11 protein-coding genes are annotated in these 13,392 nt (G+C 72.3%); 5 read left to right on the forward strand and 6 right to left on the reverse strand.

The features are described from left to right. Nucleotides 1-19 precede the first annotated feature (19 nt). Nucleotides 20-1,564 (reverse strand): flavohemoglobin expression-modulating QEGLA motif protein, encoded by a 1,545-nt coding sequence (locus WME95_RS32850; RefSeq protein ID WP_437903294.1) that lies wholly within the window; start codon nt 1,562-1,564, stop codon nt 20-22. A 130-nt stretch (nt 1,565-1,694) separates the two neighbouring features. On the opposite strand from WME95_RS32850, the gene WME95_RS32855 reads away from it, so the two are divergent. Then, entirely contained in the window at nt 1,695-2,729 is a 1,035-nt protein-coding gene (locus WME95_RS32855; RefSeq protein ID WP_272094857.1) for an AAA family ATPase, read from the forward strand. 24 nt (nt 2,730-2,753) lie between these two features. On the opposite strand, the gene sixA is transcribed toward WME95_RS32855, so the two are convergent. Together sixA and WME95_RS32865 are read right to left on the reverse strand one after the other, a co-directional pair. Then, nucleotides 2,754-3,281, reverse strand: a complete 528-nt coding sequence (gene sixA / locus WME95_RS32860) for a phosphohistidine phosphatase SixA (protein WP_437903296.1) — start codon at nt 3,279-3,281, stop codon at nt 2,754-2,756. Nucleotides 3,282-3,361: 80 nt separating this feature from the next. After that, the gene (locus WME95_RS32865; protein WP_437903298.1) at nt 3,362-5,242 is read right to left on the reverse strand and encodes a MopE-related protein; all 1,881 of its coding nucleotides are present in this window, start codon (nt 5,240-5,242) and stop codon (nt 3,362-3,364) included. Nucleotides 5,243-6,038: 796 nt separating this feature from the next. Here WME95_RS32865 and WME95_RS32870 point away from each other — a divergent pair. Both WME95_RS32870 and WME95_RS32875 read left to right on the forward strand, forming a co-directional pair. After that, the gene (locus tag WME95_RS32870; RefSeq protein WP_437903300.1) at nt 6,039-6,599 is read left to right on the forward strand and encodes an SMI1/KNR4 family protein; all 561 of its coding nucleotides are present in this window, start codon (nt 6,039-6,041) and stop codon (nt 6,597-6,599) included. Between the two features lie 65 nt (nt 6,600-6,664). After that, complete coding sequence (locus WME95_RS32875) at nt 6,665-7,723, forward strand: RluA family pseudouridine synthase (RefSeq protein WP_437903302.1); 1,059 nt, start codon at nt 6,665-6,667, stop codon at nt 7,721-7,723. Here the strand turns inward: WME95_RS32875 and WME95_RS32880 are convergent. The 3 genes from WME95_RS32880 to WME95_RS32890 all read right to left on the reverse strand — a co-directional run bounded on the left by WME95_RS32880 (nt 7,704) and on the right by WME95_RS32890 (nt 10,249). Then, nucleotides 7,704-7,967 carry a hypothetical protein gene (locus WME95_RS32880; protein ID WP_437542982.1) on the reverse strand — a complete coding sequence of 88 codons (264 nt, stop codon included), beginning with the start codon at nt 7,965-7,967 and terminating at the stop codon, nt 7,704-7,706. The genes WME95_RS32875 and WME95_RS32880 overlap by 20 nt on opposite strands. An 84-nt stretch (nt 7,968-8,051) precedes the next feature. Beyond that, on the reverse strand, nt 8,052-9,593 hold the full coding sequence (locus tag WME95_RS32885) for a hypothetical protein (protein ID WP_437903303.1): 1,542 nt from the start codon (nt 9,591-9,593) through the stop codon (nt 8,052-8,054). Next, nucleotides 9,590-10,249, reverse strand: coding sequence for a Maf family protein (locus WME95_RS32890; RefSeq protein WP_437903304.1), 660 nt, complete (start codon nt 10,247-10,249; stop codon nt 9,590-9,592). Before WME95_RS32890 ends, WME95_RS32885 begins: the two co-directional genes overlap by 4 nt. 185 nt (nt 10,250-10,434) lie before the next feature. Here WME95_RS32890 and WME95_RS32895 point away from each other — a divergent pair, with 185 nt between their 5' ends. Further along, nucleotides 10,435-12,456, forward strand: a complete 2,022-nt coding sequence (locus WME95_RS32895) for an OmpA family protein (RefSeq protein WP_437903305.1) — start codon at nt 10,435-10,437, stop codon at nt 12,454-12,456. Next, on the forward strand, nt 12,453-13,355 hold the full coding sequence (locus WME95_RS32900) for a PCC domain-containing protein (protein WP_437903307.1): 903 nt from the start codon (nt 12,453-12,455) through the stop codon (nt 13,353-13,355). Before WME95_RS32895 ends, WME95_RS32900 begins: the two co-directional genes overlap by 4 nt. The last annotated feature ends 37 nt before the right edge of the window (nt 13,356-13,392 follow it).

A 13,392-nucleotide genomic window follows, 5' to 3' on the forward strand; every position in this document is an offset into this window, starting at 1 on the left:
GGCCCGGGGCCGGCCGCTCTCAGCGCTCCAGCATCCTGCCGTAGTGCTCGGCGAGCGCCGTCCCTCCCAGGCGGGAGAAGAAGGAGGAATAGCATATCCAGATCGCCAGCCCGTTCATGTCGTCGAAGATCGGCGGGAGATACGGAGGCGGGCGGATGATCCCGTCGGTCACGTGCGCGTGGAGGACAGGGACGTCCTCGTGCGCGACCTTCCCCACGAACAAGAATGGAATCAGCATCGCCCGATCGTGCTGAATGGCCGCGCGCATGAAGGCGTAGTTGAGGACGATCCCCTTGCAGTAGCAGGCGTCCTTCGTGAACGGCGCCCCTCCCGCAAGCACGCCGCCGCGGAAGACGCGCCTGGCATTCTGGAAGCACTCGTCTTCTTCGTAACCTTCGGTGCGGTACCACTCGAACACGTCGAGGAACGACGCCCCGTCCTCCGCCTTGTCCACCGCGAGGATGCGGTCGTTCAGCTTCTTCGCGCGACGCGGAGTGCTCCTGAAGGTGAGGATCTCCAACAGAACGGCGAGCCCTTCCTGCACCGCCGTGGTGCGCGGAGGCCCCTTCGCGAGCCAGCGCGCCACCGGCTGAGCTTGCCCGTTCAAGCTGGTCGCCACGTGCACCCACCCCTCGTGCGCCTCGAGGATGTCGACATCGCTCTTGGAGAACATCGCGCCGCTCCGGATCTTCACGTAGTCGCTGCCGGCGGCGGCGTCCGCGAGGAGCGAGTCGTCCACCTGCACGCGGATCGACGCGCCGCCGAAGAAGCGGTCGAAGCGGGCGTTCAGATCGAGCGCCGCCATCTCCGCCGTGATCTCCCGCTGCTGCGACGGGCCGAGCCGCTCACCGCCGATCGCCGTAAGGAGGTCGTAGAGCACGAACCCCATGTCCCGCACGCTCGTCTTTCCGTCTGGCAGCTTGTCCTTCGGGGATCCGTAGAGCTCGCGGGACAGCGCGTAGAACGCCTTCGTTCCCCGTCCGATGAGCATGCTCACGACCTTCCGGTACTCGTCCGCCGTCGCGCGGAGGATCTGCCCGAGCCGATCGCGCTTGCCGAGCTCCCGCTCGGCGTCGCGCAGGATCTCCTCGAGCTCGCGCTGCTTGGCCTCCGGGTCGAACCCCAGATCGTCCGAGTAGGCGACCTGCGGCAGCTCGCGCTGCTTCGAGCGGACAAATTGCTCTTCGACGTCCGCCTCCCAGCGGAGCGCCTGGAGGATGCGGATCGGCCGCTGCGCATCGAGCACGCGCTGGGCCAGCGTCGCGAGGATCTCCTTGTAGGAACGCCACGGCCCCGCGACCGGCGGGAGCGGCGCGTGCGGGATCGGTCCGTCGTGCAAGCTCAGGGACTCGAGCGGCGCCGACGGCGCTTCGCCGCTCTCCGCGCCGCCTTGCCCAGGGCCGCCCTGGCCGTCGGTCGCGGCCGCTCCCGCGCCGTCCTCCGCCGCGCCAGCGCTGCCGCTGCTCGGCTCGTCCGCCGGCTGGCTCACCTCGAGCTCGCGCTGCGCCTCCACGTCCGCCGCGTGCGCCCCTCTCCTCTCCCGGGCCTCAGAGCTCTGCGCCATTGCGATCGATTGCTAACACCGGCTCACCTGTCCGAGCAAACGTCCACGGGCCAGGACAAGCGCCGCGGGGAGAGCCGGCTTCGCCGGGTCCTTGTCGGCATCGCGGCCTCGGGGTACGAGCCCTGCCCGTATGAGCGATCCCGAGCACAGGAATGACGCCGAGACGACCGCCGATGAGGAATCGACCGCCCTCTCGGATGCCGCGCTCCTCGAGCGCACAGCGGAGGGGGCCAGGCGGCTCCGCTCGGCGATCGCGGCGGCGGTGGTAGGGCAGGACGAGGTCGTCGAGGCCATGCTGATCACGCTCGCCGCGCGCGGGCATGCGCTGCTCGTCGGCGTCCCGGGGCTCGCCAAGACCCTGCTCGTGTCGTCGCTCGCGAGGGCGCTCGACCTCAGCTTCGGGCGCGTCCAGTTCACGCCTGACCTGCTGCCCGCCGACATCACGGGGACCGACGTGCTGCACGAGCAGCACGGGTCGCGGAGCCTGCGCTTCCAGCCCGGCCCCATCTTCCACAACCTCGTCCTCGCGGACGAGGTGAACCGGACGCCCCCGAAGACGCAGGCCGCCCTGCTCGAGGCGATGCAGGAGCGCAAGGTGACCGTCGGGACCACCACGCACGCCCTCCCCGACCCGTTCCAGGTGTTCGCGACGCGAAACCCGATCGAGCAGGAAGGGACCTACCCGCTGCCAGAGGCGCAGCTCGACCGCTTCTTGCTGGAGATTCACGTCACCTACCCGAGCGAGGCCGAGGAGCGCGAGGTGGCGCGACGGACGACCTCGGGGAAGCCGCCGGCGATCGCGGCGGTGCTCAAGGCGAGAGAGGTGCTGGCGATCGGGCGCCTCGTCCCGAGGATCCCGGTGACCGACGAGGCCGTGGACCTCGCGGTGCGCCTCGCCAGGGCGACGCGGCCGGGGGCGGAGCGCGCAGCGCAGGAGGTCCGGGACTACGTGCGCTACGGCGCGGGGCCGCGCGGGAGCCAGGCGCTGGTGATCGCCGCCAAGGCGCGCGCTGCGCTCCGCGGCGAGGCAGCGGCAGACGTGGACGACGTGAGGGCGCTGCTGATCCCGGCGCTGCGGCACCGGATCGTGCTGTCGTACCGCGCCGAGGCGGACGGCGTCCGCGACGTCGACGTGCTGAGCGCCGTGGAGAGATCGGTGCGCTGAGCGGCGCCGCGGCGCGGACGCCCATCACCGGGCGCGAGGCGCCTGTTGCTGCGCTTCCTTCACCGGCGTGACCGCCTTCATGGCCTTCAGATCCAGCGCGAAGCGCAGCGTCCCCGGCCCGCGCCCGTCCCAGCTCACCGCGACGACGCCGCTCTTCTTCAGGCTCAGGCCGGCCCAGCCGCCGTCGCCGAGCAGCGACGTCACAAGCGCCGACAACGAAGGCTCGTGCCCCACCAGCGCCAGCGGCTGAGCCCCCTGGTGCTGCGAGAGCAATCGGAGGATCTCGGCCGTGTCGCGCGAGGGAGAGAGCTCGGCCACGACCGACACCTCGTCGGTCAGCCCGGCGGCCTCGGCGATGATCTCCGCGGTCTGCACCGCGCGCACGAGGGGGCTCGTCCAGATCATCCCAGGACAGCGGTCCTTCTGCTTCGCGAGCCATTTGGCGACGCGCCGGGTCAGCTTGCGCCCCTTGCCCGTCAACCAGCGACCTGCGTCGCCGAGGTCCGGCGCGTCATCCACGGCATGGCCATGGCGAATGATCAGGATCTCCATGACCTGACCTTAGCTTGGACGAGCGCCAGCCGGGGAGCGCCGTCCGCGCGAAAGGGGCGGCGGCGCCACCTCGAGGCCCATCAGAACTCGCACTGATGGGTCGCATCGTTGCAGTGCGAGCCCGGCGCCACGAAGGGACAGATGCTCCCGCGGAAGTTCTCGCACGGGAAACCGCACGTGAATGAAGTGTGCGTGTAGCAGATCTGCCCCTCGTCACAATCGGCATCGGAGGCGCATCGGCAGTTGAAATCGTCAGGGAACCCGTTCCCGTTTTCATCAAGGCCGTTGCAGCACTCCGTCATGTAGACGTCGCTCGCGCTGCAGTCCTCGTCCGCGCAGTCCAGCGCGCCGTCGCAGTCGTTGTCGATCCCGTCGGTGCACGCGCCGGTCCCGAACTCGGGGCCAGGCGCGGCGCCGTTCGCGCAGCTCCGGCATGAGCCGAAGGTGGCGCAGCCAGGATCAGCGCAGTCGACGTAGTGATCGCCGTCGTTGTCGATGTCGTCGTCACAGATCTCGCGCGGGTTCGGGACGATCTCGACGTTGAGCACGAAGGGGCCCTCGTTCGGTCCGCTCGCGGGATCGATCGTGAAGCCGTCGAGGAAGACGAAATACGTGCCGGGGTACAGGATGCCGAAATCGAGCAGGGAGGCCCGCGACCCGCCGCTGTCGTCGTCGCAGCCGATCTCCCGGCCGGAATTGCAGACGCCCGTGCGGACGTAGAGCGCCGTGTCGAAGGCCGACCCGCGCGAGTCGACGTGCACGCGCGACGGCGCGGTGAGCACGAAGAAGAAGACCGCCTCGCCGGCGTCGCCGCCGCACTCACCCCGGGTCTCGCTCACGTGCCCGGTGGTGTCCCCCGTGTACGTGCCAGTCCCGGGGATGCGCTTCGGCGACAGGCAGTTGGCCTGCTCGAGCACGCACACGGGGCTGCTCGCGCAGTCCGGGTCCTGGCAGTCGACCAGGGCGTCGCCGTCGTCGTCGACGTCGTTGTTGCACCGCTCCGGCGTCGGCTCGCAGTTCGGCGCGAAGGCGCAGGCGCTGTCCGCGCAGTCGACGCGCTCATCGCAGTTGTTGTCGACGCCGTCGTCGCAGATCTCCGGCACGCAGCGCCGGCAGGCCGGCGCGGAGACGCACTGCGGATCCGCGCAGTCGACGCGCCCGTCGCAGTCGTTGTCGGCGCCGTCCTCGCACCGCTCCGGCGAGCCGGGCGGCTCGCACGCGCAAGGGGAGATGCCGCGGCAGTCGGGATCGCCGCAGTCGACAAGGAGGTCGCAGTCGTCATCCTCGCGGTTGTCGCAGCGCTCGCGCTGGGCGCTGCAGGCGCAGAGCGGCTCGGAGCCGCAGTCGGGGTCGTCGCAGTCGAAGGCGAGATCGCAGTCGTCATCGGCGCCGTTGCCGCACTTCCCGGCCTCCGAGGTGGAGCAGCCGCAGGCCGGCGTCCCCGAGCAGTCCGCGTCGAAGCAGTCGACGATCGTGTCGCAGTCGTCGTCGGCGCCGTTCTGACAGCGCTCGCCGGCGGGGCTCGGGGTACAGCCGCAGATCTCCCCCGCTGCGCAGGCGGGATCGAAGCAGTCGCTCACGCCGTTGCAGTCGTTGTCCGCGGCGTCCGTGCAGATCTCCGGCGCGCCCGGGAAGACGGACGGGTTGAGGTCGTTGCAGTCGCTCCCGCCGCAGAACGTCGGGCCGACGCCGTCCCGATCGTCGTCGCGGGGGCGATGCTCGCAGCGCCCGTCCGCGCAGTCGTCGCTCGTGCAGTCGTCGCCGTCGTCACAGTCCGTGGGGCCGCCGCACGCGTCGAAGCCTCCGACGCCCTCGCCTCCGTTCGATGAGGTCGACATGCTGCCGCTCGTCGCGCCACCAAAGCCGCCCCCTCCAGCGCTGGCGTTCGAGAGGTCGGGGAGGCTCGTCCGGCCGCACGCTCCCGCCAGGACGCCGAGCGCCGCCCATGCGCCGAGCGCCATGAGGTACCGTCGAATCCGGGAAGGCCGCGGAAGCGCCCCCTCGACCCACGCTGAAGAGCCCGGCTTCATCTCTCACCCTCTCGCACCGGCCGCACGGTGCCCGCGCTTCGGTCCACTTTACAACCCCGAGTTTCCAGGAAAGCAAGTTCTGATCCGCTGGCGCTGGCCGGTCGGCAAGGCGCTGGTCTGGAGCGCGCTGCCTCGCTCTGGCCCGAGCAGCTGCGAGGGCTGCTCACGAGCTGGCCTGCACGCCGAGCCGGCCAGCTCGCGCCACGGGATCAGTTGCGGGTCGGAGCATCCGCGTGTAACGAGGGCCGGTGGGCGCGCAGCTCCAGATCGAGTACGAGCGGCCGCCTCCTGGTCTCCAGCGCGGGCGTTACCCTGCGCCACAATGGGTCATCCTGGGGATCGGTGCCGCGGTGGTGCTCATCGCAGCCGCCGTGCTGATCTGGCGAGCGCGGCGCGCCTTCAGCGCACGCGGGAGAGGCGGACCCGGCTCCTCGAGACGAGGGTGACGGGAAACGGGAAACCAGGCGAGCACTTCAGGGGGAGGAGGAATGATCGACCGCGGTGCGATCGCGGGTTGACACCGAGCGGACCGGACCGGTAGGCACCATAGAGGGATGCGCACCCGGTCGGCCGATGTAGAGAGCCGACCGAGCGCGCGACGAGCCTGCAACAGCCGGGGCCCAGAGACGCGCCCCAGTGAGGCCCTTTGGGTCCTGAAGAACACCGCGCAACCGCGGCCCGTGGATACATGGCACCGATCGAACGTGGCGTTGAGCTTGTGCATCGCGTGATCGCGCAACTGAAGAAGCGCCCTTCCAGCCATACCGCCGAGGGAGCGAGCCAGGCGGCGCTCGATGCGCTCGAGTCGAGGCTGATGGTCGAGCTGCCGCCCACGCTGCGGGCGTTCCTCGAGTTCGATTTCAGGCTCGATAGCCTGGGCCCGCGGTTCAAGGGGCGGCATCGCTTCGGCCAGGATCCGTCGGCGCCTCGACCGAAGCTCACCTCGGTTCGCAAGCTGGCCGAGGCGAAGACCGACCTCGGCTGGACCGAATCGCGGCTCCGGGCCAAGGTCGTGAGGCTGCCCAACCTCCCCGGTCAGCCGTGGAACGCGCTCTACCTCGGGGAGGCCAGGCGGGACGGCGAGCTCGTCATCCTCGGCCTCGACAACGAGGACACGAACGTCCGGGTATTCCCGCGCTACACCGCGTTCGACCTGTACCTCGCCGAGCAGTGCGGCCTCATCAAGCTGCGCGAGTCGCAGCGGCTCGAGGACCTCGAGTCGCACGTGGCGCTCAACCCCGAGCTCGGGTCCGCCGAAGAGGACGACGAGGGCGACACGGAGTATTGATCGCGCGGCCGCGACGCCCTCACCCCGGCGCCGCTCGGCCGTGAACGACGTCGGTGACGAACGCGATGGCTGCCGGTGCAGGAGCGCTCCACTTCCGGTTCCGGGTGGACGACGGCGACCCTCGTGACCGGCTCGACAAGCTCGTCGTCCACCTGCTCGACCGCGCCGGCCATGCGGCCTCTCGCGCGGCGGTCCAGCGGTGGATCGCCGCCGGTCGGGTCCTCGTCGACGGGGAGCCCGCGCGCGCGTCGGTGGCGGTGCGCGCAAGCGCGCAGGTCGAGGTCCACCCCGAAGAGCCGTCGCCCTCGCCCACCGCGGCCGATCCCGACGTGGCCATCCCGGTGGTGTACGAGGATGAGCACCTGCTCGTCATCGACAAACCCGCCGGGCTCGTCGTGCATCCGGCCCGCGGCCACGCGTCTGGCACGCTGGTCAACGGGCTGCTCGCCCTGCCCGGGTTCGCCCTGGCGCCCGCCGATCCGCGCGATCCCATGGGCCATGTCCGCCCGGGGATCGTGCACAGGCTCGACCGAGGGACGAGCGGCCTGCTCGTCGTGGCGAAGGACGAGCCCACCCGCGAGGCGCTGAAAGATCGGTTCGCCAGGCACGCGATCGAGCGCGAGTACGCCGCGATCGTCGCCGGCGAGGCGCGAGACGCCACCTACGACACGCTCCACGGCCGGCACCCGACCGACAGGCTCCGGTTCACGTCGTGGATCCGCGGCGGCGCCGGCGCACCCGGCTCTGGAGCCGGCGCGCCCGGTTCACGCGTCGCCATGCCACGCCGCGCCGTGACGCACGTCCGCGTGATCGAGAGGCTCGGCGACGCCGCGACCGTCGTCGCGTGCTCGCTGGAGACGGGCCGCACCCACCAGATCCGGGTGCACCTCGCCGAGCGCGGCAGGACACCCGTCCTCGGAGACCCCCTCTACGGCAAGCCGCCAAAGAAGCCGGCGGTACGGGCGATCGCAGAGGAGCTGGGCCGGCAAGCCCTCCACGCGCGCGTGCTCGGGTTCATCCACCCCGCCACGCAAAAGCCCGTCCGCTGGGAGAGCGCGCTGCCAGCGGACATGCGCAAGGCGCTCGACCAGCTGCGGGCGCTCGCTACCAGATCTTCGATTTGATGTGGCCCTTGGACTTGATGAGGATGTCGACGAGGGCGCGGTCGTAGAAGTTCTTCTGGTAGAGGTCCGGCGCGACGCGGCTCTTGTAGAGGGCGCGCCCTTCCTCGATCTCTTCGGACAGGACCGTGAAGAGGTCATCCTGCTGGATGCCCTGCACGATCTTCTCCTCGTTGTAGAGCGAGAGATCGCTCGCGATGGCGCGCGCGAGGCGGCGCGCCGCCTCTTCCGTTTCAATCAAGGGCATCCGTCTCTCCTCCAGGTTCGCCAGCCGGGGGCACGCGCTCCCGAGCCGACGGGGGCCTAGGATGCAGCAGCCCAGGCGGCGCTGTCAAAGTAGCTCGTCGTCCGACGACCCGACCCCGCACCCGGGCGGCGGCGCGAGGGGCGCGGCGGGCATATGGGTGGTCGCGCCGGGCGCGCCGGCGGCAGGCCGATCCGCTTCCTGGCGCGCCGCGGCGAGGGCGGCGAGCCCCGAGAGGAGCGGGAACGCGACCAGCGCGTAACGCCCGGCACCGAAGAACACGGCGTGCGTCGCCGCGGTCGCAGCGAGGACGGCGAGCGCGGCGCCTACGAGCACCGGCGCCTGGAGGAGCGCGCGACCCTTGAGCAGCGCGAGGCCGAGGAGCGCGAGGTAGCCAACCCATGCGTGGACGTGCAGCGCGGCGACGACCCCCAGCGCGAACAGCGCGAGCCGAGCGATGTCGAGCGCGCGGTGCGCGAGCGAGGGACGGCGAGCTGCGCCGGGCGCCTGCGCGGGCCTGCGCGCCGCCCACACGAGCGCGGCGAGGAGGACGACGCGCTCGAAGACGGTCTCGACGGCGCCGAGCGCGACCTTGTCGGCCTCGCTGAACGCCGACGGGTTCGAGGCGTGGAGGTACCACCCGGCCGCGCCGCAGTAGTCGAACGTCGCCGCGAGCTTCCTGGGCACGAGCCCGAGCCATTCGCCCGGGTGCTCCGCGATGTACCGGCGCGCCTCACGGCCGAAGCAGGCGTCCTTGCCGGCTTCGTCGAAGACCTCGCGGCACGCCTCGGGGACCTGGACCGGCGCCCAGGCGCCGGTGGACGCCGGGTCCGCTCCGATGAGGAGATTCCATCCGCCGTTCACGCTCACCAGGGCGCACTGGTTCATCCGCAGGCAGTTGCGCGCGGTCCAGGGCGCACACACGAGGAGCGCCGCGATGACGGCCAGCAGGACGGGCGCCGCGCGCGCGGCAAGCGAGGGCAGGAGCCGGGGAGCGCCTGCAGGCGGAGAGCCCGAGAGGGCGAGGCCGGCGAACAGCGGCGCGAGCAGGAGCGCCTGCGGGCGGACGAGGGTGGCGGCGCCGATGAGCAGCCCGATGACGGCGAACGGGGCCAGCGCGGGGCGGCGATCGCGCGCCCTCGCGGACGCCCACGCCGCGCAGGCGACGAGCGAACCGGTGACGCCCTCGGTCATGAGCGCCGGGGTGTACGCCACGAGCCCGGGGTGGAGGGCGACGAGCCCGCCGGAGAGCGCCGGCACGGCGCGCGAGCGCGGCGCGGCGCGGGCCGCCAGGCGATGGACGGCGAGCGCCGCGAGCGCGCCGAGCACGGCGTTCAGCAGCATCGCGACCGCGGGGTGCGCGCCGAGCAGCGCGTACAGCGCGCCGACCGCGCCCGGATAGCCCACCGGGTAGTGCGCGGCGTACGTGACGACGCCGTCCGGCCATAGCCACGTGTAGCCGAGCCCCGCCGCGATCCGCTCGGCGATGCGCTGGTAGTACGCCCCGTCGGCGGTGGGCGGGAAGCGCCCGGCCGCCCAGGCGACCATGGCGAGCCGCGCGGCGAGGGCGAGCGCGAAGATCGCGCCCGCGTCGCGCCGACGCGCGCCGACCGAGGCGCCGTCGCTCATGACGAGCGCGCGAGCGACAGCGGGAAGCGCGCAAGCAAGCCGGTGGCCCGCAGCGCAGCGACGACCTCGCACGCGGGCAGACCGACGACGTTCGAATAGGAGCCGTCGATGCGCGCGACGGCGAAGGCGCCGATGCCCTGAATCGCGTAGGCGCCTGCCTTGTCGAGCCCCTCGCCGGTCGCCGCGTACGACGCCACCTCGCCGTCGTCGAGCTCGCGGAAGCGCACCCGCGTCACGACCGTCTCGGCGTGGAGCGCCTCGGCGAGGCCCGGGGCGGATGCCGTCGCGACGTCGGCCCGATCGCCGCCGGCGATCGCGAACCGCGTCCAGACCTGGTGCTCGCGGCCCGAGAGGGCGCGGAGCATGGCGCGCGCGTCGACCTCGTCCCGCGGCTTGCCGAGGATGGAATCACCGAGGATGACCGACGTGTCGGCGACGAGGATCGCGCCCGCCCCGGCCGCCTGGCGCAGGCGCCGCGCGGCCGCGAGCTTCGCCAGGGTGACGCGCTCCAGGTAGGCAGCGGCGTCCTCGCCGGCGCGCCCCGCCTCGTCGACCTCGGCTGCCGCGACGCGGAGAGGCAGGCCGAGCGTGGTCAGGATCTCTCGCCGGCGCGGCGAGCCAGAGCCGAGCAGGAGCGGGTGTGAGTCGTCGATCATGGTCGTGCGGACGCCGGCGGCGCCGGCCCCGGCCGGGCGTGGTCCTAGCACGGCGCCAGCGCGACCGCGGAGCACGACGCAATCCGACGCAATCCGACGCAAACCCGGCCTCGGACGCCAGCGGATCGCGACGCGTCGATTGCTCTTTTGACTCTCCCCCCGGCAGTAGTAGAGGGTCGGGCGCGATGCGCGCCAACCGGAGGGAGCCTGCACGATCGAGCCTCCCGCTGCTGGTGGCGTCCGGGGTCTTCATGGCGGCCCTCCTTCCGGCGCCGGTGCGCGCGGACGAGTGCGCGCCGGCCAGCGGGCTGTCGGGCTGTATCGATGCTGACAACCTCTGGCCTCACGCAGGCGGCGGCCCTTTCTTCGCCGTGGGGAGCACAGGGACGGCTCCGAGCGCGAAGGCCTCGTTCGGCCTCGTGGCGAGCTACCTGTCGCGGCCAGTGGGCCTGCGCACCGCCTCGCCCGACCCCGAGGGGACGGTCATCCATGCGCTGGACAACATGGTCGACGCGACCTTCCTGGCGTCGTTCGGGCTCACCGATCGCCTGGAGGTCACGGTCGCCGCTCCCGTCACCCTGTACCAGGACGGGGCAGGCTTCTCCGACGTCCTCGGCACCGACACGGAGCTCCAGCGCAGCGTGATGCGCGACGCTCGCCTGGGCGCCGCGCTCGCGATCTTGCCGCCGGCCCAGCGTGGTCCGCTCGATGGCTTCTCGCTGGCAGCGCGCCTCGATCTGGGCGTGCCGACGGGCGACGGATCGGTGTTCGCCAGCGCCGGGACCGTGACGCTCGCGCCGAGCGTCACCGCAGCGTACCGCCTCGGCAAGCTCCTGCTCGCGACCGAGGTCGGGGCCCGGCTCCGTGGCTCGAGCACGCTGATCGACGCCGAGGTCGGCCCACAGCTCCTCGGCGCCCTCGGCGCCTCGGTCGACGTGCTCCCGGACCGCTGGCTCTCGGCGTCCGCGGAGGCGTTCGCCCTCTACACGCTCGCCGAGCAGCCCGCCGGAGCCCCGGCGCTGGTGCCGGCGGAGTGGATCCTCTCGGCCACGAGCGCCCCGCTGCTCGCAGGCGACGTCTCGCTGTCCGCGGGCGGCGGCGGCGCCATCCCGTTCGCCTCGGGCGGCGCGCTCACCGCGCCGCGCTTCCGGTTCAACCTGGGGCTCCGCTATGCGCCGACGGGGCGCGATGCAGACGCCGACGGCGTCCTCGATCGCGACGACGAGTGCCCGCTCGTCGCGGAGGATCGCGACGGCTTCCAGGACGGCGACGGATGCCCCGATCCCGACAACGACGGCGATCGGATCCCCGACGGTCGCGACAGGTGCCGGGACGAGCCCGAGACGATCGACGGCTTCCAGGACGGCGACGGCTGCCCGGATGCAGACGACGACAGCGACGGCGTCCCGGACGACGCCGACGCCTGCCGGAACGCCGCCGAGGACCGCGACGGCTTCCAGGACAGCGACGGATGCCCCGATCCCGACAACGACGGCGACGGGATCCTGGATGCGCGCGACACGTGCCCCATGGGCGCGGAGGACGTCGACGGCTTCAAGGACGACGACGGATGCCCCGATCCCGACAACGACATCGACCAGGTCCCTGACGCCAGCGATCAGTGCCCGGGCAACGCCGAGGATCGCGACGGCTTCCAGGACGACGACGGCTGCCCCGAGCGCGACAACGACGAGGACGGCGTGGCCGACGCGGCCGACGCATGCCCCGTGACCGCCGAGACGATCGACGGAACGAACGACGCCGACGGCTGCCCTGAGCCGGCCGGCAGGTCCTTGCCGCGGTGGTCCGGCGATCAGGTCGTCCTCGACGGCCTGGCCCGCTTCCCGGCAGCGAGCGCCCGCGTGCCGCCGGCCCTCGCGGCGCAGCTCGCCATGATCGCCCAGCTCATGCGCGGGCGCATGCCCCTCGACATCGTCATCGTGGAGGCCTACGCCGATCGTGAGGGCGATCAGTCCACGCGCGCCCTCGAGCTCGCGGGCGCGCGCGCGGGCGCCGTCAAGGAGCTCCTTGCAACCGCGGGCTTGCCGGCGGACCGGATCACGGCCGCCGCTGGCGACCCATCAGCCAAGCGCGCGCCTGGCGCGCCCCAGATCGAGGTGACGGCGACCCGCGCTCGGCGCTCTGAAGGAGCCCCGGGTGCTCCGGGCGCAGCCCCCTCGACGACCGGAGAAAAGAAACAGCGATGAATGTCCTCGAGGCACGCCGTGCCCGCCATTTGATCATCCGCCTCGACCGGGGCGAGGAGCTCCCTGCTGCGCTGGTGCGCGCGCTCGATGAGGCCGAGGCGCGCGCCGGCTGGATCGAGGGGGTAGGCTCGCTGGAGAAGGCCGAAGTGGCGCTGTTCGATCAAGCTTCCCGCACCTACGCGAAGACGCGCGTCCTCGACGGCCCGTGCGACGTGGTGGCGCTCTCGGGGAACATCGCGCTCCAGCAGGGAGAGACCTCGCTTCGGCTGTCGGCCACGCTGGCCCGCGAGTCGGGCGTCGGCCTCCAGCTCGCCGCCGGCGAGCTCGTGTGGGCGCGCGTCTACGGGCTCGAGCTCCGCGTCACGGCGTTCGACGATCTACCCCTGGTGCGGGTGTTCGACGATCGAACGGGCGCGATGCAGCTCGCGACCCAGTCGTCCGCCATCCCCGCGCTCGCGGGCGAACCGCCCCGCCTGGCGCCTCCGGCGCACGCCGCGGAGCTGCCGCGCGCGACGCCCCCGGCGCCCGCCGTGGAGCCGCCTCGCGCGACGCCCCCGGCGCCGGCCATCGAGCCGCTGCGCGCGACGCCTCCGGCGCCCGCCGTGGAGCCGGCGCGCGCGGCCTCGACGGGCTCCGCGGAGCTCGCTGCCGCGCCGCTACCGCAGCGCCCGACCCGTCCTCGCCAGGAGGACGAGCTCTATCCGGAAGTGGGCGACAGCGTGACCCACTTTCACTTCGGCGACTGCACCGTGATCAGCTCGGACGGCGAGCGGATCCGCCTCCGCCAGGAGCGCGACGGCCGCGTGCGCGAGGTCTCGCTGACGATGCTCCGCATCGAGCCTCCCACCGTCGACGCAGCGACAGGCAGGAAGCAGTTCCGCCTCGCGCGGAAGAACTGAGAGCGACCGCGCCACCTCGTCGAGAGGTGGCGGACGG

The sequence above is a fragment of the Sorangium sp. So ce327 genome (genome assembly GCF_051530205.1).
Lineage (GTDB): Bacteria > Myxococcota_A > Polyangia > Polyangiales > Polyangiaceae > Sorangium > Sorangium cellulosum_B.